The sequence below is a fragment of the Geodermatophilus obscurus genome, from assembly GCF_900115395.1.
Taxonomy (GTDB): domain Bacteria; phylum Actinomycetota; class Actinomycetes; order Mycobacteriales; family Geodermatophilaceae; genus Geodermatophilus; species Geodermatophilus obscurus_B.
Genome location: NZ_FOWE01000002.1, coordinates 20,317 through 43,238, shown reverse-complemented (window position 1 = coordinate 43,238; position 22,922 = coordinate 20,317). Strand labels below are relative to the sequence as shown.

At 76.3% G+C, this 22,922-nt stretch carries 21 protein-coding genes; 12 read left to right on the top strand and 9 right to left on the bottom strand.

What is annotated here, in order from left to right:
* Nucleotides 1–52: 52 nt before the first annotated feature.
* A complete protein-coding gene (locus BM165_RS03550; protein WP_083427023.1) occupies nucleotides 53–1,441 on the top strand; it encodes an FAD-dependent oxidoreductase in 1,389 nt (462 codons plus the stop codon).
* Here BM165_RS03550 and BM165_RS03545 read toward each other — a convergent pair.
* Nucleotides 1,438–2,502 carry an inositol monophosphatase family protein gene (locus tag BM165_RS03545; RefSeq protein ID WP_348271784.1) on the bottom strand — a complete coding sequence of 355 codons (1,065 nt, stop codon included), beginning with the start codon at nucleotides 2,500–2,502 and terminating at the stop codon, nucleotides 1,438–1,440. The two genes, BM165_RS03550 and BM165_RS03545, sit on opposite strands and share 4 nt — an antisense overlap.
* Before the next feature lie 66 nt (nucleotides 2,503–2,568).
* On the opposite strand from BM165_RS03545, the gene BM165_RS03540 reads away from it, so the two are divergent.
* Nucleotides 2,569–3,519, top strand: a complete 951-nt coding sequence (locus BM165_RS03540) for a glycosyltransferase (RefSeq protein ID WP_075012173.1) — start codon at nucleotides 2,569–2,571, stop codon at nucleotides 3,517–3,519.
* Here BM165_RS03540 and ppc read toward each other — a convergent pair.
* Nucleotides 3,482–6,295 (bottom strand): phosphoenolpyruvate carboxylase, encoded by a 2,814-nt coding sequence (ppc, locus tag BM165_RS03535; protein ID WP_083427022.1) that lies wholly within the window; start codon nucleotides 6,293–6,295, stop codon nucleotides 3,482–3,484. The two genes, BM165_RS03540 and ppc, sit on opposite strands and share 38 nt — an antisense overlap.
* Nucleotides 6,296–6,352: 57 nt before the next feature.
* Here ppc and BM165_RS03530 point away from each other — a divergent pair, with 57 nt between their 5' ends.
* Nucleotides 6,353–7,252 carry an SMP-30/gluconolactonase/LRE family protein gene (locus tag BM165_RS03530; protein ID WP_075012172.1) on the top strand — a complete coding sequence of 300 codons (900 nt, stop codon included), beginning with the start codon at nucleotides 6,353–6,355 and terminating at the stop codon, nucleotides 7,250–7,252.
* A gap of 31 nt (nucleotides 7,253–7,283) precedes the next feature.
* Here BM165_RS03530 and BM165_RS03525 read toward each other — a convergent pair whose 3' ends face one another.
* The 3 genes from BM165_RS03525 to BM165_RS03515 form a co-directional block, all read right to left on the bottom strand.
* Nucleotides 7,284–8,144: a tetratricopeptide repeat protein gene (locus BM165_RS03525; RefSeq protein WP_075012171.1), complete on the bottom strand. Its 861-nt coding sequence runs from the start codon at nucleotides 8,142–8,144 to the stop codon at nucleotides 7,284–7,286.
* Between the two features lie 127 nt (nucleotides 8,145–8,271).
* Nucleotides 8,272–9,453, bottom strand: a complete 1,182-nt coding sequence (locus BM165_RS03520) for an ABC transporter permease (RefSeq protein WP_244274006.1) — start codon at nucleotides 9,451–9,453, stop codon at nucleotides 8,272–8,274.
* The gene (locus BM165_RS03515) at nucleotides 9,450–10,376 is read right to left on the bottom strand and encodes an ABC transporter ATP-binding protein (protein WP_075012170.1); all 927 of its coding nucleotides are present in this window, start codon (nucleotides 10,374–10,376) and stop codon (nucleotides 9,450–9,452) included. The genes BM165_RS03520 and BM165_RS03515 overlap by 4 nt, the downstream gene beginning before the upstream one ends.
* A gap of 90 nt (nucleotides 10,377–10,466) precedes the next feature.
* Here BM165_RS03515 and BM165_RS03510 point away from each other — a divergent pair, with 90 nt between their 5' ends.
* Nucleotides 10,467–11,141 (top strand): UdgX family uracil-DNA binding protein, encoded by a 675-nt coding sequence (locus BM165_RS03510; RefSeq protein ID WP_075012169.1) that lies wholly within the window; start codon nucleotides 10,467–10,469, stop codon nucleotides 11,139–11,141.
* 100 nt (nucleotides 11,142–11,241) lie between these two features.
* Here BM165_RS03510 and BM165_RS03505 read toward each other — a convergent pair whose 3' ends face one another.
* Together BM165_RS03505 and pdxH are read right to left on the bottom strand one after the other, a co-directional pair.
* Entirely contained in the window at nucleotides 11,242–12,501 is a 1,260-nt protein-coding gene (locus BM165_RS03505) for an MFS transporter (RefSeq protein WP_244274005.1), read from the bottom strand.
* The gene (gene pdxH / locus BM165_RS03500) at nucleotides 12,498–13,145 is read right to left on the bottom strand and encodes a pyridoxamine 5'-phosphate oxidase (protein WP_143108012.1); all 648 of its coding nucleotides are present in this window, start codon (nucleotides 13,143–13,145) and stop codon (nucleotides 12,498–12,500) included. The genes BM165_RS03505 and pdxH overlap by 4 nt, the downstream gene beginning before the upstream one ends.
* A 161-nt stretch (nucleotides 13,146–13,306) precedes the next feature.
* Between pdxH and BM165_RS03495 the strand changes: the two genes are divergently transcribed.
* Nucleotides 13,307–14,437: a citrate synthase 2 gene (locus BM165_RS03495; RefSeq protein ID WP_075012168.1), complete on the top strand. Its 1,131-nt coding sequence runs from the start codon at nucleotides 13,307–13,309 to the stop codon at nucleotides 14,435–14,437.
* 31 nt (nucleotides 14,438–14,468) lie between these two features.
* Entirely contained in the window at nucleotides 14,469–15,584 is a 1,116-nt protein-coding gene (gene serC / locus BM165_RS03490) for a phosphoserine transaminase (RefSeq protein ID WP_075012167.1), read from the top strand.
* Here the strand turns inward: serC and BM165_RS03485 are convergent.
* Nucleotides 15,581–16,834, bottom strand: a complete 1,254-nt coding sequence (locus BM165_RS03485) for an osmoprotectant NAGGN system M42 family peptidase (protein ID WP_083427021.1) — start codon at nucleotides 16,832–16,834, stop codon at nucleotides 15,581–15,583. The two genes, serC and BM165_RS03485, sit on opposite strands and share 4 nt — an antisense overlap.
* 140 nt (nucleotides 16,835–16,974) lie before the next feature.
* On the opposite strand from BM165_RS03485, the gene sepH reads away from it, so the two are divergent.
* Entirely contained in the window at nucleotides 16,975–17,859 is an 885-nt protein-coding gene (gene sepH, locus BM165_RS03480) for a septation protein SepH (protein WP_075012166.1), read from the top strand.
* 92 nt (nucleotides 17,860–17,951) lie between these two features.
* A complete protein-coding gene (locus BM165_RS03475; RefSeq protein WP_075012165.1) occupies nucleotides 17,952–18,428 on the top strand; it encodes a YflT domain-containing protein in 477 nt (158 codons plus the stop codon).
* A 69-nt stretch (nucleotides 18,429–18,497) separates the two neighbouring features.
* Here the strand turns inward: BM165_RS03475 and BM165_RS03470 are convergent, their stop codons facing one another.
* Nucleotides 18,498–19,298: a TrmH family RNA methyltransferase gene (locus BM165_RS03470; protein WP_177225094.1), complete on the bottom strand. Its 801-nt coding sequence runs from the start codon at nucleotides 19,296–19,298 to the stop codon at nucleotides 18,498–18,500.
* A gap of 51 nt (nucleotides 19,299–19,349) precedes the next feature.
* On the opposite strand from BM165_RS03470, the gene BM165_RS03465 reads away from it, so the two are divergent.
* From BM165_RS03465 to BM165_RS03450, 4 genes are all read left to right on the top strand, one after another.
* Complete coding sequence (locus BM165_RS03465) at nucleotides 19,350–20,318, top strand: NAD(P)/FAD-dependent oxidoreductase (RefSeq protein ID WP_244274003.1); 969 nt, start codon at nucleotides 19,350–19,352, stop codon at nucleotides 20,316–20,318.
* Nucleotides 20,319–21,350 carry an ABC-2 transporter permease gene (locus tag BM165_RS03460; RefSeq protein WP_075012163.1) on the top strand — a complete coding sequence of 344 codons (1,032 nt, stop codon included), beginning with the start codon at nucleotides 20,319–20,321 and terminating at the stop codon, nucleotides 21,348–21,350. It abuts the gene before it with no gap.
* Nucleotides 21,351–21,443: 93 nt separating this feature from the next.
* Complete coding sequence (locus BM165_RS03455) at nucleotides 21,444–22,166, top strand: ABC transporter ATP-binding protein (protein ID WP_075012162.1); 723 nt, start codon at nucleotides 21,444–21,446, stop codon at nucleotides 22,164–22,166.
* On the top strand, nucleotides 22,163–22,897 hold the full coding sequence (locus BM165_RS03450) for an ABC transporter permease (protein ID WP_075012161.1): 735 nt from the start codon (nucleotides 22,163–22,165) through the stop codon (nucleotides 22,895–22,897). Before BM165_RS03455 ends, BM165_RS03450 begins: the two co-directional genes overlap by 4 nt.
* The last annotated feature ends 25 nt before the right edge of the window (nucleotides 22,898–22,922 follow it).

The following is a 22,922-nucleotide window of genomic DNA, read 5'->3' as shown; positions in this document are numbered from 1 at the left end:
TTGTGGGCGGTGATCTGGCGCACCACTACCCCGCCGGGCCAGGATCCCAGTCGTGGCGGACGAGAGTGACGCGGAGAGCCGCCCGCTGCGGGTGGCCGTCGTCGGCGCGGGGCCGGCCGGCATCTACGCCGCGGAGACCCTGACCCGCCGGGCACCGGTGCCGGTGACGGTGGACCTGCTCGACCGGCTGCCCACGCCCTTCGGCCTGGTCCGGCACGGCATCGCCCCCGACCACCCGAAGATGCGGGCCATCCGCGACACCCTGCACCGCGCGCTCGACGACCCCGGCGTCCGCTTCGTCGGCAACGTCGAGGTGGGCACCGACGTCACCCTCGAGGACCTGCGCGCGCACGTCGACGCCGTCGTCTACACCTACGGCGCGGCGCTGGACCGGCCGCTGTCGGTCGACGGCGAGGACCTGCCCGGCAGCCTCGCCGCCACCGACCTCGTCGCCTGGTACTGCGGCCACCCCGACGCCGACCGGGCCCGGGTGGAGTCCGCGCTCGAGGGCGTGCGCCGCGCGGTCGTCGTCGGCGTCGGCAACGTCGCCCTCGACGTCGCCCGCGTGCTGGCCCGCGCCCCCCAGGAGCTCGAGCCCACCGACATGCCCCAGCACGTGCTCGACGTCCTGGCCGCGGCGCCGGTCGAGGAGGTCACCGTCCTCGGCCGGCGCGGCCCCGCCCAGGCCAGCTTCACCACGATGGAGCTGCGCGAGCTCGACGGGCTGGAGCAGGCCACGGTGCTGGTCGACCCGGCCGACCTCGAGCTGTCCCCTGCCGCCGAGGAGCGCATCGCCGGCGACCGCAACGCCACCCGCAACCTCGCCGTCCTGCGCGGCTGGGCCGGTCACGACGCCGGGCCCGGCCGCGTCGCGCTGCGGCTGCGCTTCCACCGCCGACCGGTGCGCCTGCTGGGTGCCGACCGGGTCACCGGCGTCGAGGTCGAGCGGACGACGGTCGGCGACGACGGCCGCGCGACCGGCACCGGAGAGTTCGAGGTGCTGCCCGCCGACCTGGTGGTGCGCTCGGTCGGCTACCGCGGGGAGGGCCTGCCCGGCCTGCCGGTCGACCAGCGCAGCGGCACCGTGCCGAACGAGCAGGGCCGGGTGCTGCGCGACGGGCGGCCCTCACCCGGGGAGTACGTGGCCGGCTGGATCAAGCGCGGGCCCAGCGGCGTCGTCGGCACCAACAAGCACGACGCCCGGGAGACGGTGACCTCGCTGCTGGCCGACGCGGAGGCCGGCGTCCTCCGGTCCGGGGGCGACCGCGACGACCTCGTGCGCACGCTGCAGGCGCGGGGCGCGGAGCCGGTGCTGCTGGAGGACTGGCGGGCCATCGACGCCGCCGAGGTCGCCCTCGGCGCCACCCGGGGACGGGCCCGCACCACGATGCACGAGCGGGAGACGCTGCTGGCCGCCGTCCGCGCCGCCACGGCCCGCTAGCGGCCCACCGCGCCGATCAGCTCGCGCGCCGACCGCTCGCTGGCCGCGGCGGCGAAGCGGATCAGCGTCTCGGTGTCCGGGCGCAGCCGCAGCGGCGCGCCGTCGTCGGTGAGCGCGACCCCGCCGGCCGCGGCCAGCACCGCCAGCCCGCCGGCGACGTCGTGGACGTGGGTGCCGCTGCGGTCGAGGTCGTGCCACGCGCCTGCCGACCCGTCGGCGACCAGGCACAGGTCGACGGCGGTGCAGCCGGTCACCCGCACCCGCCACGCCGTCGACGGCACCCGCACCACCCGGCCGGACGGGGCGACGACGGTCGAGCCCTCGCGCACCCGCGCCGGGACGCCGTCGCGCCAGGCGCCGGTGCCCACTCCCCCGGCCCAGCGGCGCCCCGACGACAGGTCGACCACCAGCCCGGCCACCGCCTCGCCGCGGTGCACCAGGGCCGCGGAGAACGCCCACGGCGGCAGGCCGGCGCGGAAGTTACCGGTGCCGTCGAGGGGGTCGAGCACCACCCACGGCCCGTCGTCGGGCACCGCGGGGTCGGCCCGCTCCTCCGACAGCACCGGCACCCCGAGCGGGGCGAGCACCTCGACGGCGGCGTCGTGCGCGGCGTCGTCGGCGGCGATCGACCAGCTGCCGTCGTCCTTGCGCTGGTCGCGGCCGCTGTCCCGGGCCAGCGCCACCGCCACCTCCACCCGGGTGGCGGCCAGCGCGGCCAGGTGGGCGAACCGCTCGGGCAGCGGGGCGTCCTCCGGCGGGCCGGCGACCTCCAGCACCCGGCCGGTGCCGGCGTCGTGGACGGTCGAGCAGCCCCACGCCGAGGCGACGGCGAGCAGCGCCGACCGCCCGGTGACGTGTGTCGAGCGGCGCAGGACCACGGCCTCGGTGCGGCCGGCGTCGGTCCAGCGCCGGCGCAGGTGGGCCGCGGCGCCGTCGGTGAGCAGCAGGCGGGCGCCGGGGTCGAGCAGCTCGGGGGCGAGCGCGGCCGGCGCCACGCCCAGCAGCGCCGCGGCGGCGCGCAGCTCGGCTCCCGACGCCGCGACCCGCATCGTCTCGGTCACGGTCCCCCCGCTGTGTGTGCTCCCCGGAACGGTAGGCCACCCGCGCGCCCCGGGTAGGGCGGCACGGTGGAGACCCCCGCGCGCACCGGCCTCGACGACGTCGACGTCGTCCTCCTCGTGCACCGCGAGCCGCCGGAGGTGCTGGCCCGCCACTGCGCGGCGGTAGCGGCGGCCACCGGTCCCGGCTGGCGCGGGCGGGCGCTGCTGGTCGAGAACGCGCCCGCCCCGGCCACCTCCGCCGCCGCTCGGCGGCTCCTGCGCAGCGGCCACCCCGACGCGGACCGGCGCGTGCTGTCCTCGCCCCGCAACCTCGGCTTCGCGCGCGCCATGGACCTCGCGCTCGACGCCTGCCGCGGCCGCTACGTCGCGCTGCTCAACTCCGACGGCGAGCCGGCGCCGGACGTGCTGCGCCGGCTGGCGGAGGTCCTCGACGCCGAGCCCGACGCCGTCTGGGCCGCCCCGGCGGTCTCCGGTCCCGGCGAGGACGACGACCCGCCGGGCCCGCCGTTCGACGTCGACGACCTGCCCGGCACCGCGCTGCTGGTCCGCCGGGAGGAGTTCCTCGCCGCCGGCGGGTTCGATCCGCTGTACTTCTTCTACAACGAGGACCGCGACGCCTCGCGGCGCCTGCGCGCCGCCGGGCACCGGCTGCTGCGCGTCCCCGACGCCCGGTTCCACCACGGCAAGGACGGCCGCGGCCGCCGCGCGGCGCTGCGCCGCGAGTGGCACTACGCGCGGACGGTGCAGGTGCTCGTCCCGCAGCACGCCGCCCGCCCGGTGCGGGAGACGGCCGCGTTCCTCGCCCGCCGGCCGCGCGCCGTCGCCCGCCACGTGCGCGAGGGCGACCTGCTCGGCGCGGCCGGGATCGTGCTCGCCCTGGCCGAGCTCCCCCGCGCGCTGGTGCTGGCCGCCGCCCGCCGTCGCCGCCCCTGGGACGGCGCCCGGCTGGCGGCCTGGCTGGAGAGGAACCGGATCGAGGTCAGCCGGAGTTCCGCAGCGCCGTCGCGATCCCGTTGATCGTCAGCTGGATGTTGCGGCGGACGATCTCGTCGTCGTCGCCCGTGCGGCGGCGGCGCAGCATCTCCACCTGCAGGTGGTGCAGCGGCTCCAGGTAGGGGAAGCGGTTGCGGATCGAGCGGACCAGCGACGGGTTGTCGGCCAGCAGCGACTCGTCGCCGGTGACGGCCAGCAGGACCCGGCAGCTGCGCTCGTGCTCGGCCCTGATCTGGTCGAACACCCGGGCCCGCAGCTCCTCGTCGGGCACCAGCGCGGCGTAGCGGGCGGCGAGGTCGAGGTCGGTCTTGGCCAGCACCATGCCCATGTTCGACAGCACGGTGCGCAGGAACGGCCACCGCCGGTGCAGCTCCCGCAGCCGGGCCAGCCGGGCGGTGCGTCCGCCGGGGCCGTCGCCGTCGATCCACGACTCCAGTGCCGTCCCGGTGCCGTACCAGCCGGGCAGCATGATGCGCGCCTGCGACCAGCTGAACACCCACGGGATCGCGCGCAGGTCGGCGATCCGGTCGCCGGCCTTGCGCGACGGCGGCCGGCTGCCGATGTTGAGCTCGGCCAGCTCGCGGATCGGCGTCGCGGCGCGGAACCACTCCACGAACCCCGGCGTCTCGTGCACCAGGGCCCGGTAGGCGGCCTGCGCGCGGGCGGCGAGGTCGTCGAGCAGCGCGTAGGCCTCCTCGGCGTCGTCCCCGAGGCCCTCGACGTCGAGCAGCGTGGCCTCGAGCGTGGCCGCGACCAGCGCCTCGAGGTTGCGGCGGGCGAGGTCGGGCTCGCCGTACTTGGCGGCGATCACCTCGCCCTGCTCGGTCACCCGCAGCGCCCCGGCGACCGCGCCCGGCGGCTGCGCGCGGATCGCCTCGTAGCTCGGCCCGCCGCCGCGGCCGACGGTGCCGCCGCGGCCGTGGAACAGCCGCAGCCGCACGCCCTCCCGGCGCGCCACCTCCACCAGCGCCAGCTCGGCGCGGTACAGCGCCCAGTTGGCGGCCAGGTAGCCGCCGTCCTTGTTGCTGTCGGAGTAGCCGAGCATGACCTCCTGCTGGTCGCCGCGGGCGCCGACCAGCGCCCGGTACAGCGGCTGGGCGAGGACGGCGGTCATCGTCGCGCCCGCGCCCTGCAGGTCGGCGATCGTCTCGAACAGCGGCACGATCCCGACCGGGCAGGAGGGCCCGGCCGGGTCGAGCAGGCCCACCTCCTTGAGCAGGACGGCGACCTCCAGCACGTCGCTCACCGACTCGCACATGCTGATCACGTAGTTCGGGATCGCCCGCGGGCCGAGCAGCGCCACCTGCTCGGCGGCGGCGACCAGCAGGTCGAGCTCCCCGCGGGCCAGCTCGGAGAGCTCCGCGCCGGCGCGGACCAGCGGGCGGCGCAGCCGGAGCTCCCCGGCCAGCAGCTCGACCCGGGCGGCCTCGTCGAGGGCGGCGTAGTCGGCGCAGACGCCGGCCCACGCCAGCAGCTCGGCGACCACCTCCTCGTGGACGGCGGAGTTCTGCCGCATGTCCAGCCCGGCGAGGTGGAAGCCGAAGACCTCGACGGCGTCGCGGAGCCGGGCCAGCCGGTCGTCGGCCAGCGCCCCGGCGCCGTGGCTGCGCAGCGAGGCGTCGACGACGTCGAGGTCGGCGAGCAGCTCGTCCGGGGTGCCGTAGGGCGCGAGCTCCGCGTGCGGCGGCACACCCGGCACCGAGCCGAGGACCCGCCGCGCGGTGGCCGCCAGCCGCGCGTGCACGCCGTTGACCGCCCGCCGGTAGGGCTCGTCGGCGCGGAACGGGGAGTCGTCGCGGGCGGCGTCGGCCAGCCGCGACAGCTCCGGCGTCACGGTCACCAGCCGGTCGGACATCGACAGGTCGCGGTAGAGCTCCACCAGCTCGCCGAGGTGGTGGGCCAGCGCCGTCTCGGCGTGCCGGGTGGTGGCCCGGCGGACGGCGTCGGCGGTGACGAACGGGTTGCCGTCGCGGTCGCCGCCGATCCAGGAGCCCGGCTGCAGCACCGGCTGGGTGGGCAGCCCGCTGCCGGGCCAGCGCGCGCCCAGCTCCCGGCGCAGGCCGGCGTTGATCTCCGGGACGACCCGGAACAGCGACAGGTCGTAGTAGCGCAGCGCCTCGTCGATCTCGTCGGTCAGCCGCAGCCGCGACAGCCGCAGCAGCGCCGTCTGCCAGAGCGTGAGCACCGAGCGCTCCAGCGCCGCCGACCAGCGCTGCTCGTCGAGGTCGCCGGGTGCCGTCCGGTCGCGCTCGCGGACCAGCTCGGTGACGTCCCGCTGCACCTGCGAGATCGTCTTGCGGCGCACCTCGGTGGGGTGGGCGGTGACCACCGGCACCACCAGGGCGCCGTCGAGGTGGCGGGCCACGACGTCGGGGTCGAGGCCGGCCCGGTCGAGCAGCGCGAAGGTGGCCGCGAGGCTGCCCGGCTGGGGTGGCGACCCGGCGCGGCGGTGGTGCCGGCGGCGGCGCTCGTGGTGCAGGTCCTCGGCGAGGTTGGCCAAGAGCGAGAAGTGGCTGAACGCGCGGATGACGTGGTTGGCGGCGCGGACGTCGAGGTCGGCCAGGCGGCGCGCCAGCCCGGCGCGGTCGGCCTCCGAGCGGCGCACGGCGAACGCCTGGAGGCGGGTGGACTCCACCAGGTCGAGGACGTCGTCGCCGGCCTGCTCGCGGATGACCTCGCCGAGCACCCGGCCCAGCAGCCGGATGTCGTCGCGCAGTGGGGCGTCGTCGGCCCGGCCGTCCCCCTCGGGGTCCCGCCCGGGCAGGCGGAGGTCGGCGACGTCGACGGTGGCTTCGGACATGGCCGGCAGTATCGACGGTCCGTGTGACGCGGAGGTGTCGCGGGCACCTGGGCGGCCGTGCAGACGCTGCGAGCCACCCCCGCCGCCCCCGCTCCCGCCGACCACGGCGAGGGCCCGACCTGGGACGCCGCCCGCGGCGAGCTGCTCTGGGTCGACATCTCCGCGGGCCGGGTCCGCCGCGGCGCCCTCGACGACGACGGCGCGATCCGCGACACCGGCTCCCTGCACGCCGGCGACACCGTGGGCTTCGCCGTCCCCGCCGCGGCCGGGGGCTGGCTGACCGGCGCCGGCGGCGGGTTCACCCACGTCGCCGACGACGGCACCGCCCGCGTGCTGGTCGACCTGCCCGGCGAGGGCGGCGGCGAGGGCGACGGCGGCACGCGGATGAACGACGGGAAGTGCGACCGCGCGGGCCGGCTCTTCGGCGGGACGATGGCCTTCGACCAGCGGCCCGGCGCCGGCAGCCTGTACCGGGTCGACACCGACGGCACCGTCACCACGGTGCTCGACGGGCTGACCGTCTCCAACGGCCTGGGCTGGTCACCCGACGGCCGGACGGTGTACTTCGCCGACTCCGGCCCCGCCGTGGTGCACGCCTTCGCCTACGACCCGGGCAGCGGGGAGTTCTCGGACGGCCGTGTGCTGCTGGAGACCGGCGGCCCCGACGGCGTCGCCGACGGGCTGACCGTCGACGACGAGGGCTGCCTGTGGACGGCGATGTGGGGCGGCGGGCAGGTACGCCGCTGGTCCCCCGAGGGCGAGCTGCTCGCCGTCGTGGAGGTGGGGGTGGCGAACACGTCGAGCTGCGCCTTCGCCGGCGACCTGCTGGTGATCAGCACCGCGCACGGCGACGCCGACGAGCCCGACGCCGGGCGGCTGTTCACCGTGCGGCCCGGTGTCAGCGGCCCGCCGGCGGAGCCCTACCGGGGTCCGCTGGAGGGGCTGCGGACGGTGTAGACCTGCGCACTTCCGCGGAAGTGCACGGGTCTCAGCTCTCCTGGAGCAGCGCGAGGGCCGCGGCGGCGAGCTGGTCGCCGGCGTCGGCGCCGCGCTGGAACTCCTCGGCGGCGCCGGTGAGGTCGCCGCGGTCGGCCAGCAGCACGCCCAGGTTGTGGTGGCAATAGGAGTCACCGGCCTGGATGCCGGCGCGGTAGGCCTCCTCGGCCGCCTCGTCGTCGCCCAGCTGCTCGCGGTAGAGGTTGCCCAGCGGCAGCCACGCCACCTGCTCGCCGAGCTTGGCGCCGCGCTCGAGGACCGAGCGCGCCTCGGCGCCGCGGCCGGTCTGCAGCAGCAGCGCGGCGAGGTCGGCCCGGGCGGCCGCGAAGTACGCCGCGCCGGTCCGCAGCCGCTCCTCCAGGGCGGGGTCGAGGGTGGCGCACCACTCCCAGCAGGCGGCGACGGCGTCGGCCTCCTCGTCCCCGCCGGCGGCGAGCTCCTGCGCGACGGTCAGCGCCTGCTCGCGCTCGCCCTGCTCGCGCAGGAGGAACGCCAGCTGCAGCCCGCCCTCGGTGTCGCCGGCCGCGGCGGCGCCGCGGTAGGCGGCCATGGCCCCGGCCAGGTCGCCCAGCTGCTCCAGGGCCAGGCCGAGGTTGCGCCAGGCGTCGACCTCGCCGCCGGACAGCGCCACCTCGTAGGCCTCGACGGCCTCCGACCAGCGCTCCTGCGCGGCCAGGCTGTTGCCCAGGTCGTAGTAGCCGGTGACGTCGCCGAGGGCCGCAGCGCGGCGGAAGCACCACTCGGCGTCGGTCTGCCGGCCGGCCTCGGCCAGGTCGCAACCCAGGTCGATGAGCTCGTCGGCGTCCTCGGAGGCCTGCAGCCGCCAGAGGCGTGCGTCCAGGTCCTCCGTCATGCCGACGATGATGCGGGCGCTGACCTGGGCGCACGCCCTCCCACGGGGTGAGGTCACCCCAACGTGTCCGGGCCTCGTCCGGGCGGGTGTCCCCCCGCCGGGACCCCGCCCGGGACGGGCCCGGAGGTCACGCCTGACCGGCCCGCAGGGCCTCCTTCAGCTTCGTCCTGCCGCCGGTGCGCAGCAGGGCGCCCGAGTACACCCGCCCGCCCAGCCGGACCACCAGCGCGATGGCCACGAGCATGAGCAGCACGGCCACCGCGACCTCCCAGAGCGCCACGTCGCCGGCGGCCTGGCGCACCGGCATGACCATCGGCGAGAGGCCCGGCACGTAGGAGGTGACGACCGCCAGCGTCGACTCCGGGTCGCTCGCGGCCTGGATGGCGACGATGAAGCCGGCGACCAGGACCAGCGAGGCGGGGGTCAGGACGCTGCCGAGGTCCTCCTGCCGGCTCACCAGCGAGGCGGCGACGGCGAAGAGGGAGGCGAAGAGCGCGTAGCCCAGGACGAACCAGAACAGCAGCCACAGGACCGTGCCCACGAGCTCGCCGGGCAGCTCCACGACGTCGAAGGCCAGGGCGCCGCCGATCCCGATGGCGGCGATGACGGCGATCTGCCCGAGGCCCAGCACGCCCAGACCGAGGATCTTGCCGGCCAGCAGCTGCCACGGCCGCATCGTGGCCAGCAGCAGCTCGACCACCCGGCTGGACTTCTCCTCGACGACGCCCTGCGCGACGAACTGGGCGAACAGGATCAGCAGGCTGTAGAGCACCACCACGCCGACGACGGCGACGGCGGTGCGCTGCCCGTCGGCCGCGGTGTCGTCGTCGAGCGAGGTCACCGTCACCTGCGGCAGGTCGGCGGCGTCGACGCCGGCCCCGGCGAGCACCTCGCCCAGCGCCACGCTGCCCACCGCACCGGACACCAGCGCCTCGAGGGTGGCGTCGGGCGTGCCGACGACCAGCTCGGGGGCGCTGCCCGTGCCGTCGAGCAGGACGGCGTCGACCTCCTCGGTCTCGACGGCGGCACGCGCGGACTCCCCGGTGTCGAAGGGCACCACCTCGACGCCGACGTCGAGGGCCTCGGCCTGCGCCTCGATGGCGGTGCCGAGCTGCCCGGGGTCCCCGACGACGCCGACCCGCTGGGTGTCGTCGCCGGAGTTGACGACGACCTGGAACACCAGCACACCGAGGATGAGCACGATCATCAGCACCGAGCTGGCGATGAACGTGCGGTCGCGGATGCGGGTGGAGATCTCGCGGGCGGCGACCAGCCGGACCATCTGCACGCTGGACAGGGGCGCGCTCACGCGGCGACCTCCTGCCGGACCTGCCGCTGCGCCGGGTCGGCGACGGCCTCGCGGAACAGCTCGACGAGCGTGGCCTGGCGCCAGGCGAAGTGGGTGACCCGCCCGGTCCGCAGCGCGGCGGCGAGCACCGCCTGGTCGTCGGTGCCCTCGTCGAGCTCGAGCAGGGTGTCACCGCCCTGCTCGGACACGACCCGCACGCCGGGGACGGCGGCGGCCCAGCCCGGCGCGGCGTCGGGGACGACGACCCGCAGCACCCGGCCGGCCTCCCGGCGGCGCAGCTCCTCGACGGTGCCGGAGGCGACCATGCGGCCGCGGGCGAGGATGCCGACGGAGTCGCACAGCCGCTCGACGAGGTCGAGCTGGTGGCTGGAGAACACGACCGGCACCCCGGCGCGGCACTGCTCGAGCAGTGCGTCGGCCAGCGCGTCGACGCCGACCGGGTCCAGTCCGCTGAACGGCTCGTCGAGGATGAGCACCTCGGGTCGGCTCACCAGCGCCGCGGCCAGCTGCACGCGCTGCTGGTTGCCCAGCGACAGCTTCTCGACAGCGTCGCCGCGGCGCTCCGCCAGCCCGAGGCGGCCGGACCACTCCTCGGCCGCGCGGGCCGCAGCGGCGGCGTCCATGCCGTGCAGCCGGGCGAAGTAGGTCAGCTGCTCGCCGACGCGCATCTTCGGGTAGAGCCCGCGCTCCTCCGGCATGTAGCCGATGCGGCGGCGCATCCCCTCGTCCAGCGGCCGCCCGCGCCAGCGGACCTCGCCGGCGTCGGCGCGGGCCAGCCCCATGGCGATCCGCATGGTGGTCGTCTTCCCGGCCCCGTTGGACCCGCAGAAGCCGAACATCGAGCCGGGGGCGACGGTGAACCCGACGCCCTCCAGCACGTGGTTGTCCCCGTAGCTCTTGTGGAGCCCGTCGAACTCGAGCACTGTCCCTCGATCCCTGGTCCGCCGCCCGTGCACGGCGACGCTATCGGTCGCCGCCTCGCGCGCCCGGCCGACCTGCGGTGTCATCGGTCCATGAGCCAGGAGAACGTCCCCGCCAGCCCGCCGTCGGGTGTGGGGCTCGAGGGCCTGCGGGCCGCCGCGGCCGGCTGCCGGGCGTGCGAGCTGTGGGAGCCGGCCACCCAGACGGTGTTCGGCGAGGGCCCGGAGACCGCGCGCATCGTGTTCGTCGGCGAGCAGCCCGGCGACCAGGAGGACCGCAAGGGCGAGCCGTTCGTCGGCCCGGCCGGCCGGCTGCTCGACCGGGCGCTCACCGAGGCCGGCATCGAGCGCAAGGACACGTACATCACGAACGCCGTGAAGCACTTCCGCTTCACCCCGACCCCGAAGCGGCGCATCCACCAGTCGCCGGGCGCCGAGCACCTCCGCGCCTGCCGGCCGTGGCTGGAGGCGGAGTTCGAGGTGCTCAAGCCCGAGGTCGTCGTCTGCCTGGGGGCGACGGCGGCCAAGGCGCTCATCTCGCCGTCGTTCCGGATCACCAAGGAGCGCGGCAAGCTGATGCCGTGGACGCCGCCGGGCGTCGCGCAGGTGACCCCCGACGAGGAGCCCGAGGAGGACGCGCCCGCCCAGACCTGGATGCTCGCGACCGCCCACCCCTCGGCGATCCTGCGGACCCCGGACGAGGCGCGCGAGGCCGCCTACGGCGCGCTCGTCACCGACCTGCGCGTCGTCGCCGGCGCGCTGGCGTAGGGGCAGCCGACCCGGTGATCACCTCGGGTCCAGCGGGGCCTCCGGTGGCAGGAGGGCCCGCTGCACCCGAGGTCGTCACCGGCCGCGCCGGAGCACTCGCCTAGGCGGCCGCGCGCGACGCCCGGAAGTGCAGGAACGAGGGCACCAGCAGCGCGACCACCACCATCGACACCACGACGACGACGCCGCCGGACACCATCGCCGCGCTCACCCCCACCGCGCTGGCCATCGCCCCGGCGCGCAGGTCGCCCAGCCGCGGACCGCCCGCGACGACGACGAGGAACACGCCCTGCATGCGCCCGCGCATGTCGTCGGGTGCCGCCGTCTGCAGCATCGACGACCGCAGCACCGCGCTCACCATGTCGCCGGCGCCGGCGACCGCCAGGAACAGCACCGCCAGCCACAGGGTGGGGGCCAGCCCGAACCCGACGATCGCGACGCCCCACACGACGATGGCGGCGAGCACCACCGCCCCCTGCCGGTCGACCCGGGACACCCACCCGGAGGTCAGGCCCATGAGCAGGGCGCCGATCGAGACGCCGGCGAACAGCCAGCCCAGCGCGTTGGGCGAGTCCGCGTACCGGCCCTCGGTCAGCTCCGGGAACACCGCCTGCGGCCAGGCGAACAGCATCGCGATCACGTCGACGACGAAGGTCATGAGCAGCACCGGCTGGGTGCGCAGGAACGCGAACCCCTCCCCCACCCCGCGCAGCGCGGCGCCGAGGCGCAGCGGCCCCGTGACGCCGGCGGGCGGCAGCGCCGGCAGGCCGCGCAGCAGCAGCACCGCGACGAGGAACCCGAGGGCGTCGACGGCGTAGGCGAGGAACAGGTCGCCCAGGCCGATGAGGACCCCGGCCAGCAGCGGCCCGGCGATGACGCCGACCTGGCGCACCGTCATCGCCAGCGCGTTGGCCGCGGGCACCCCCTCGGGGCCGACCAGCGCGGGGATGACCGCGCTGCGGGTCGGCTGGTTGACGGCGGTGAAGCCGGAGACGGCCGCGACCAGCAGCCACAGCAGCCAGAGGTTCCCGCCGCCGGGCAGCAGGGCCTGCACGGCCAGCAGCGCGCTGGTGACCGCCGAGCCCGCGCCGGTGACCAGCATCAGCCGGCGGCGGTCCATCGCGTCGGCGATGGCGCCGCCCAGCAGGCCGAAGACGACGAGCGGCACCAGCGCGACGACCGAGGTGACACCGACCAGCAGCGAGGAGCCGGTGAGCGCGTAGACCTGGTACGGGACGGCGACCAGCGTCATCTGCTGGCCGAGCATCGTGGCCGCGACGCCCCAGAACAGCCGCCGGAACCCCGGCTCGCGCAGCGGCGAGGTGTCGAGCGCCCAGGACCGTCGGGGCGCCGCCGTCACGGGGCCAGCCGCTGCAGGACCCAGCCGCCGCCCTCCTCGTCGTCGCGGACGAAGCGCAGCCGGTCGTGCAGCCGGCCCGGCCCGCCCTGCCAGAACTCGACCTGCTCGGGCACCACCCGGTAGCCGCCCCACGTCGGCGGCCGCGGCACCTTCTCCGTCTCGGTCCCCTCGTCGAGCAACCGCACCCGCGCCACGAGCTCCTCCCGCGAGTCGACGACGGTGGACTGCACCGAGGCGACGGCGGCCAGCTGGGCCTCGCGCGGGCGGGGGTCCCACAGGTCGTCGGAGGCGGTGTCGCCGATGCGCTCCACCCGGCCGGTCACCCGGACCTGGCGCTGCAGGGCGTGCCACGGGAAGACGAGCGCGGCGCGGGGGTTGGCGGCCAGCTGCGCGCCCTTGGCCGAGGCGTAGCTGGTGCCGAAGACGAAGCCGGCCTCGTCGTAACCCTTGAGCAGCACGATGCGGGCGTCGGGAGCGCCGTCGGTGTCGGCGGTGGCGACGACCACCGCGTTCGCGTCGGGGAGGTCGGCGGCGACGACGTCGCGGAACCAGCGGTCGAACTGCTCGACCCAGGTGGGCGCGAGGTCCTCCTCGCGCAGTCCCGGGCGGTCGTAGTCCCTGCGCATGCGGGAGAGGTCGGCCACCCCGCCATGCTGACACCGCCGCCGCGGACGGGTGCCGGACGGCTCCCGCTGGACGGCAGCCCCCCGTGTGCCGGTGGCCTGGGCACCGCCTAGGGTCGCCGGTGCAGTCGTGCGGCACGACCCGTGTGCGCACGAGGTCCGCAGGCAGAGAGGCACGCGAGATGGCCGACGACTTCGTACCCGGCCTCGAGGGCGTCATCGCCTTCGAGACCACGATCGCCGAGCCCGACAAGGACGGCGGCTCCCTCCGCTACCGCGGGGTCGACATCGAGGACCTGGTCGGCAAGATCACCTTCGGCAACGTCTGGGCGCTGCTGGTCGACGGCAAGTTCGGGCCCGGCCTGCCCCCGGCCGAGCCGTTCCCCATCCCGGTGCACAGCGGTGACGTCCGCGTCGACGTGCAGGCCGCGCTGGCCATGCTCGCGCCGTTCTGGGGCTACCGCCCGCTGCTGGACATCTCCGACGAGGAGGCCCGCGACCAGCTGGCCCGCGCCGCCGTCATGGCGCTGTCCTACGTCGCCCAGTCCGCCCGTGGCATCGGCACGCCCGCCGTGCCGCAGAGCCGCGTCGACGAGGCCACCACGATCGTCGAGCGCTTCATGGTCCGCTGGCGCGGCGAGCCCGACCCCCGTCACGTCGCCGCCGTCGACGCGTACTGGACGTCGGCCGCCGAGCACGGCATGAACGCCTCGACCTTCACCGCCCGCGTCATCGCCTCCACCGGCGCCGACGTCGCCGCTGCGATGTCGGGCGCCATCGGCGCCATGTCCGGCCCGCTGCACGGCGGCGCCCCCTCCCGGGTGCTGCACATGCTCGACGGCGTGGAGGCCGAGGGCGACGCGGAGAAGTACGTGAAGGGCCTGCTCGACCGCAAGGAGCGGCTCATGGGCTTCGGCCACCGCGTCTACCGCGCCGAGGACCCCCGCGCCCGCACGCTGCGCAAGGCCGCCAAGGAGCTCGGCGCCCCCCGCTTCGACGCCGCGCTGGCGCTGGAGCAGGCCGCGCTCAAGGAGCTGCGCGAGCGCCGCCCCGACCGGCCGATCGAGACGAACGTCGAGTTCTGGGCGGCGATCGTCCTCGACTTCGCCGAGGTGCCCAGCCACATGTTCACCTCGATGTTCACCTGCGCCCGCACCGCCGGCTGGTGCGCGCACATCCTCGAGCAGAAGCAGACCGGCCGCCTCGTGCGCCCGTCGGCCCGTTACGTGGGCCCGGCGGCGCGCAAGCCCGAGGAGGTCGACGGCTTCGACACCATCCAGGTCAAGTCCGTCAGCGACGCGACCCCGGCGTAGCCGGGCCAGCCCCCCGAGGAGCCCCTCCCGCATGACCATCGAGATCCCCGGCGACCTGCTGCCCGCCGACGGCCGGTTCGGCTGCGGCCCGTCGAAGGTCCGCCCCGAGGCGCTGCAGGCCCTGGCCGCCGACGGCGCCGGGGTCATGGGGACCTCCCACCGCCAGGCGCCGGTCAAGGCCCTCGTCCGGCAGGTGCGGGAGGGGCTCACCGAGCTGTTCGGCCTGCCCGACGGGTACCAGGTCGTGCTCGGCAACGGCGGCACCACCGCGTTCTGGGACGCCGCCACCATCGGCCTGGTCCGCCGTCGCAGCGCGCACGGCAGCTACGGCGAGTTCTCGGCCAAGTTCGCCTCCGGGGTGGCCGAGGCGCCGTTCCTCGAGGAGCCGGTCGTCGCGAAGGCCCCGCCCGGCTCCCTGGCGCTGCCCGAGGGGCAGCCCGGGATCGACGTCTACGGCTGGGCGCACAACGAGACCTCCACCGGCGTCATGGCGCCGGTGGAGCGGCCCGCCGGGGCCGACGACGACGCCCTGGTGCTGGTCGACGCCACGAGCGGCGCGGGCGGCCTCCCGGTCGACGTCGCGCAGTCCGACGTCTACTACTTCGCGCCGCAGAAGTCCTTCGCCGCCGACGGCGGCCTGTGGATCGCGCTGATGAGCCCCGCGGCGCTCGAGCGGGTGGCCGAGGTCAAGGCGTCGGGCCGCTGGATCCCCGGCTTCCTCGACCTGTCGATCGCGGTCGACAACTCCGCGAAGGACCAGACCTACAACACCCCCGCCGTCGCCACGCTGTTCCTGCTGGCCGACCAGGTGCGCTGGATGCTCGGCCTCGGCGGGCTCGACGGCGCCGTCGCGCGCAGCCGGGACTCCTCGGGCCGGCTCTACGGGTGGGCGGAGGCCTCGCCGTACGCGACGCCGTTCGTCCGCGACCCCGCGCACCGCAGCCTCGTCGTCGGCACGGTCGACTTCGACGAGTCGGTCGACGCCGCGGCCCTGGCGAAGACGCTGCGGGCCAACGGCGTCGTCGACGTCGAGCCCTACCGCAAGCTCGGCCGCAACCAGCTGCGGGTGGGCATGTTCCCCGCCGTCGACCCCGACGACGTCAGCGCGCTGACGGCCTGCATCGACTTCGTCGTCGAGCGCCTCTAGCGGGCCAGCTCACCGTCGGCGGGCTGGACGGCGGTGCTGGGGAAGTCGCGCAGGTCGCCGGTGGGCGTGCGGTCCCAGCTGCGGAACGTGAGGTCGGTCTGCAGGTAGAGCGCGACCAGCTCGGCGGTGCTGCGGATGCCGTCGAGGTGGGTGCGCTCGTTGCCGTGGCTGCCGTCGATGCCGAAGCCGATGAGCGCGGCGCGGGTGTTGGCCCCGGCCTCCAGCGCCGAGGCGGCGTCGGACCGGTAGTACTTGTAGACGTCGCGGCGGTGCGGCACGTCGTGCACCCGGCACAGGTCGATCAGGTGCCGGGTCAGGTGGTAGTCGAACGGCCCGGTCGAGTCCTGCATGGCGATGTTCACGCACTGCTCGGACGAGGACTGCCCCGGCGCCACCACCGACGTGTCGATGCTGACCAGCTCGGCGACGTCGGCGTCGAGGCCGTGGCTGGCGCCCAGGCCGACCTCCTCGGCGATGGTCACCAGCAGGTGCGCGGTGACCGGGACCTCGACGCCGTGGTCGAGGATCGCCTTGAAGGCGCCGAGCGCGGCGGCGATGCCGGCCTTGTCGTCGAGGTGCCGGGAGTTGACGAACCCGCTCGAGGTGATGACCGGCTGCGCGTCGATGGCGACGAAGTCGCCCACCTGGATGCCGCGCCGTTCCAGGTCGGCGCGGCTGTGCACCACCTCGTCGACGCGGACCTCCACGAAGTCCCAGCCCACGCCCTGCTCGTCGACCTCGTCGCCGAAGCGGTGCCCGCTGGCCTTGATCGGCAGGATCGTGCCGGTGTGCCAGTAGTCGCCGGAGACGTCGTCGCTGAAGATCGTCACCCGCGCGCCCTCGGCGAAGCGGGCGCTGTGCGTGCCGACGGGCACGATCGCCAGCCGGCCGTTGTCCTTGAGCTGGCTGACCATGCAGCCGATCGTGTCGGCGTGCACGACCACGGTGCGGTCGGCGCCGGGGCTGCGGCTGGGCAGCTCGGCGATCAGCGCGCCGCGGCGGGTGACCTCGAAGTCCAGGCCGAGGTCGCGCAGCTCGCCGCCGACGAGCTGCATGACGTGGTCGGTGCGCCCCGACGGGCTCGGGATGGTGAGCAGCTCCATCATCACGCGCTGGACGTAGTCCATGTCGATCGGCAGCCGCTTCTGGCCGGCGTCGACCGGTGAGGGCAGGAAGCGCTCGTTGCGCTCGGGATCGTCGCGGGTCGCGTCACCCACGAGGCCGGCGTCGTCCCGGGGACCGGTCAGCATGGGATGCGAGTCTAGGGCCGCGCCCTCCCCGGCCCGCCACGCCGGACGGCCTGCCGCCGTCGGACGCCGTCCGCGGATAGCCTCGCGCGTGGCCCGGTGTACCCGGGCCACTCGTCCACCGCCGTCCGAGGAGGTCACCCGTGCGCACGCTGCGCCTCGTGGGCCTGTCCGAGGACGGTCGCAGCCTCGTGCTCACCGTCGAGGGCGGGGACGGCACCGACGACGGCGAGCGCTTCGAGCTGCCGGTCGACGAGCGGGTCCGCGCGGCGGCCCGCGGGGACGCGCACCGCCTGGGCCAGATCGAGGCCGACGGCGGGCTCTCGCCCCGGGTGATCCAGGCCCGCATCCGCGCCGGGGAGACTCCCGAGCAGGTCGCGGCGGCCTCCGGCACCCGGGTGGAGCGGATCATGCGCTTCGCGCACACGGTGCTGCAGGAGCGCTCCCGCCTCGCCGAGCAGGCCCGCGACGCACGGGTGCGGCTCTCGGAGGGCGTCCCCGGCGCGCCGCTGCAGCAGTACATGGCCGAGCGGCTGCGGCTGCTGGGCGCCGACCTCGACGCGGTCCGCTGGGACGCCGCCCGCTCCGACGACGGCACCTGGGTGGTCACCGCCGCCTGGCGGGCCGGCACCAAGGAGGGCACCACGCACTGGGTCTACGACGTCCCGGCCCGCACGGTCTCCCCGCTCGACGCCGCCACCCGCGACTTCGCCGAGGGCACCCGCCTGGTCCGGGTCGTCCCCGGGGTGCCGGCCGAGCGCCCGTCGCTACCGGTGCACCGCAGCGCCGCGGTGCCCGACCGCGCCGCCGCACCGCAGGCGCCCGCGTCGTCCCCGGGGTCGGCACCCGCCCACGAGCGGCCCGTCGCTCCCCCGGCCGACCGGCGGACCGACGCCCCGGCGCCGGACGACGACGTCTCCGAGCACGACACCGTCGTCCTGCGCACCGGTGAGGGCGAGGACGAGGACCCCCGCGCCCGCGTGCCGGCCTGGGAGGACATCGTCTTCGGGGTCCGCCGCAACCGCTGAGCACTACGCTCGTCACACCGGACCGACGTGTCCGTCCGGGGGCTCGCGGGTACGTCGTCCACAACCGTACGAGCGCGGGAGTGGAGCCACACATGTCGATGTCCGTGTCGATGCCCACCGGCGGGGTGCAGGTGGGGTCCTACGACACCTACCCGCAGGCCCAGGCCGCCGTCGACCACCTGTCCGACGAGAAGTTCCCCGTCGAGAACGTCACCATCATCGGCTCGGACCTGCGGATGATCGAGACGGTCACCGGCCGGCTGACCTGGGGGCGCGCGATCGGCGCGGGCGCGGTCGGCGGCGCCTGGTGGGGTCTGTTCGTCGGCCTGCTGCTCGGGATCTTCGCCCCCAGCGGGACGAGCTGGATCAGCTCGGTGCTCACCGGCCTGCTCATCGGGGTCCTGTTCGGCGCGCTGTTCGGCGCCATGGGCTACGCGGCGACCCGGGGGCAGCGTGACTTCACGAGCACCTCGAAGATCACCGCCAGCCGCTACGACGTGATGTGCGACCCCTCCCGCGCCGAGGAGGCCCGGACGATCCTGGCCCGCTGGTCCCTGCGCTCGCAGTAGAAGGACCCCCCTACCCCCCACCGCTCGCGAGCTCGCGGCGGGCCCCTGCAGGAGGGCCGTTCCAGCACGTCACCGGAGGGTGGCGAAGGCGACCGCCGCGGCCGCGGCGACGCCGAGGGAGTCGACGCCGGCCCGCATCGGGATCCGGGCGCGCACCCGCGCCGCGGCCTGCGCCTCCGGCGTGAGCCCCGGCCCCTCCGCGCCGAGCAGCACGGCGGTGCGCGGGTGCGCGCGCGGGTCGACGTCGGCGAGGTCGACGGCGTCGGGGGCCGGGGTGAGCGCCACGGTGAGGTACCCGGCCTCGTGCAGCCGCCCGAGGCCGGCGGGCCAGTCGGGGAGCACGGCGAACGGCAGGGCGAGCACGTGCCCCATCGACACCCGCACCGCCCGGCGGTAGAGCGGGTCGGCGCAGCGCGGGTCCAGCAGCAGCCCGTCGACGCCCAGGGCCACCGCCGAGCGGGCGATCGAGCCGAGGTTCTCCGCGTCGTTGAGCGCCTCGAGCACCGCCAGCCGCCGCGGCGCGGCCGGGTCCGGGCCGGCCAGCAGGGCGCCGACGTCGGCGGGCGGGAGCCGGTCGGCCGAGGCGAGCACGCCGCGGGTCAGCCGGAAGCCGATGAGCTCCGACAGTGCCCACTTGTCCATCTCGTAGGCGGGCACGCCAGCGGGCAGGTCGAGGTCGGCCAGCCGCCCGGGGACGCCGAGCACCGCGCGCACCGGATACGGCGAGGCGAGCAGCCGCTGCACCGCGGGCACGCCCTCGACGATCACCGGGCCGGTCCCCCGCTCCCGTCCCGCGGGCCGGTCGCCGGCGTGCAGGTCGCGGAAGTCGGCGACCCGCGGGTCGGCGGGGTCGGGGATCGGCTCGGGCACGACGGCGATCCTCCCCGAGCGGTCCCGGCGCGCTGACCGCAGGATCCAGTGGTGCGTCAGTCATCCCCCGGGAACTCGACGGTCGTCGTCGGAGCCGGCATCGCCGGCATGGCCTGCGCCCGCGCGCTCGCGGGGGCGGGCACCCCGGTCCGCGTCCTCGACCGCGGGCGACGTCCCGGGGGGCGGATGGCCTCCCGCACGCTCTCGGGCCGGGCCACCGACCTCGGCGCCAGCTACCTGACCGCCGCCGAGGGGTCGCCCTTCGCCGCCGTCGTCGCCGGCTGGGTCGACCGCGGGCTGGCCCGGCCCTGGACCGACACCTTCGCCGTCGCCGGGCCCGACGGGATCCGCGAGACCCGCACCGGCCCCGTCCGCTACGCCGCCCCGCGCGGGCTGCGGTCCCTGGTGGCCGACCTCGGCGACGGCCTCGACGTCGACCAGGAGCACACCGTGGACGGCGTGGCGCCCGGGCCGCGGGTCGACGGCGAGGACGTGCCCGCCGTCGTCCTGGCCCTCCCCGACCCCCAGGCCCGCCGGCTGCTACGCGGCGACCTCGCCGGCCGGCTGCTCGGCGCGGAGGACGGGCACCCGTGGCAGCCGACCCTCGCCGTCGCGCTGGGCTTCGACGAGCGGCGGTGGCCGGCCGACCTGCACGGCGCCTTCGTGCACGACGACCCGGTGGTCGAGTGGATCGCCGACGACGGCGACCGGCGCGGCGACGGCGCCCCCGTCCTCGTCGCCCACAGCACGCCGGGCACCGCCGCGGCGCACCTCGCCGACCCCGACCGGGCCGTCCCCGAGGTGACCACCGCGGTGTGCCGCGCCCTGGGCATCGACGCGGTGCCGGCGTGGACGCACGTGCACCGCTGGACCTACGCCAAGCCCGTCGCGCCCCGGGCGGAGCCCTTCGGCCTCGTCGACGGCGTCGGCGCCTGCGGTGACGGGTGGCGGGCGCCGTCGAAGGTGGAGAGCGCCTGGACCTCGGGGCACCTCCTCGGCACCGCGCTGGCGGGGCGCTGAGTGCCCGCGGGTCTCGCCCCGCCCCCCGGCCCGGCCGACCAGCGGGCCGAGCAGGAGCGCTCCGAGGGGAGCCCGGCCCGCGCGGGCCTGCGCGGCATCGTGCTGCCGGCGCTGGTCGCGGTGCTCGTCGGCTGCCTGTTCCTGGTCGTGCAGCTGTCGATCGTCACCACCGCGACCCCGCGCGACCTCCCGGTGGGCGTCGTCGGCGGCGCCGAGCAGGTCGGGCGGGTCCGGGCGGAGGTGGCCGCGGCGCAGCCCGGCGCCCTGCGGCTGGTCGAGCTGCCCGACGCGGCCGCCGCCGAGCGGGCGGTGCGCCGCGACGACGTCCGCGGCGCGGTCGTGCTCGACGGGCCGGCGCCCGAGCTGCTCACCGCGGGGGCGCACGGCCAGGGCGTCACCGAGACGCTGACCCAGGCCCTGACCCCGGTGGTGCAGCGGGCCGGGCAGCAGCTCACCGTCACCGACGTCGTCCCGCTGACGCCCCAGGACACCCGCGGGCGGGCGATCGACCACCTCGCCTTCGCCGTCGTCCTCGGCGGCTTCCTGTTCGGGATCACCAGCTACCAGGTGGCGCCGCGGCTGTCGCTGCGGCTGCGGCTGGCCAGCTCAGCGCTGTTCGCCGCCGCCGCCGGGCTCACCGGGGCGGTCGTCGCGGTGCTGGCCTTCGACGCGGTCCCCGGGTCGGCCCCGGTGGTCGGCGGGCTCGTGACGCTGCTCGCGCTGGCGGCCGGCGCCGTGGCGGCGGTGTGCCTGCGGCTGCTGGGCGGGGTGGGCACCTTCGTGGCCACCGCAGTGCTGCTCATCCTCGGCGCGGCGACCAGCACCGGGTCCGACCCGGCGGAGTACCTGCCGGCCTGGGCGGCGCCGCTGGCACACGTCCTGCCCTCGGGCGTGGCCGTGCAGGGGCTGCGCGACGCCGTCTACTTCGCCGGCGACGGTGTGCCCCGGGCGGTCGCCGTGCTGGCGCTGTGGTCGGTCCTGCCCTTCGCCGTCATCGCTCTCGTCGACGCCGCCTCCCGCCGCCGGGACTGAGCTCCCCCGCGCGGGATGCCGTTGACGCCGCCCGCGGAACTCACCTACCGTTGACTTCATCGGGCGTTGAGTTCTTCTCCTCGGGAGGCCGACATGGACGACGCCGTCACCGTTCGACACCTGGTCGTCGACCGCGGGCACCGCCGGGTGCTGCCCGGGCTGTCCTGTGCCGTGCCGGCCGGCGCGGTCACCGGTCTGCTCGGCCCCAGCGGCAGCGGCAAGACGACGCTGCTGCGCGCGCTGGTGGGCGTGCAGCGGGTCCGCTCCGGCGAGGTCACCGTGCTCGGCGAGCCCGCCGGCTCCCCCGGCCTGCGCCGCCGGGTCGGCTACGTCACCCAGGCGCCGAGCGTCTACCCCGACCTCACCGTGCGGGAGAACGCGCGCCACTTCGCCGCCCTGTACGGCCGGGGTGCGCGCGCCGCCGACGACGCGGTCGCCACCGTCGGCCTGGCCGACGCCGCCGGGCAGCTGGTCGCCGACCTCTCCGGCGGCCAGCGGGGCCGGGCGTCGCTGGCCTGCGCCCTGGTGGGCGAGCCCGAGCTGCTCGTCCTGGACGAGCCCACGGTGGGCCTGGACCCGGTGCTGCGGGTGGAGCTGTGGGACCGGTTCCACGCCCTCGCCGCGGCCGGCACCACCCTGCTGGTCTCCAGCCACGTCATGGACGAGGCCGGCCGCTGCGACCGGCTGCTCCTGCTGCGGGAGGGCCGGCTGCTGGCCGACCTGACCCCCGGCGAGCTGCGCACCGACGCCGGCACCGCCGACCTGGAGGAGGCCTTCCTCAGCCTGGTGCGGCGCGGCGAGGGGGTGTCGGCGTGAACGGGACCGTCGCGACCACGGGCCGGGTGCTGCGCCAGCTGCGGCACGACCCGCGCACGCTCGTGCTGATGCTCGTGGTGCCGAGCCTGCTGCTCGGGCTGCTGTACCTGCTGTGGAGGGACCTGCCGCTGTCCCCGTTCGACGGGGTGGGTCTGACCATGCTGGGGGTCTTCCCGTTCGTGGTGATGTTCCTGGTCACCAGCATCGCGATGCTGCGCGAACGCACCTCCGGCACCCTCGAGCGGCTGCTCACCACTCCCCTGTCGCGCGGTGCCCTGCTCGCCGGCTACGGCACCGCCTTCGGGCTGGCGGCGGTCGCGCAGGCCGTGGTCACCGTCACGGTGGCGACGACGCTCTACGACCTCGACCTCCGCGGGCCGCTGGCGCTGGTGGTGCTGGTCGCCGTCGCCGACGCCGTCCTCGGGGTCGCCCTCGGCCTGCTCGCCAGCGCCTTCGCCCGCAGCGAGTTCCAGGCGGTGCAGTTCATGCCGGTCGTCGTCCTGCCGCAGTTCTTCCTGTGCGGGCTGCTGGTCCCGCGCGAGCAGATGGCCGGCTGGCTGCAGGCGGTCAGCGACGTGCTGCCGCTGACCTACGCCGTCGAGGCGCTGCAGGAGCTCGGGCGCTCGGAGACGGTGACCGGCAGGATGTGGGCCGACGTCGCGGTCGTCGCGGGCGCGGCCGCCCTCGCGCTCGCCCTGGCCGCGGCGACCCTGCGGAGGAGGACCAGCTGAGCCCGTCACGGCGCCCGACCGGACG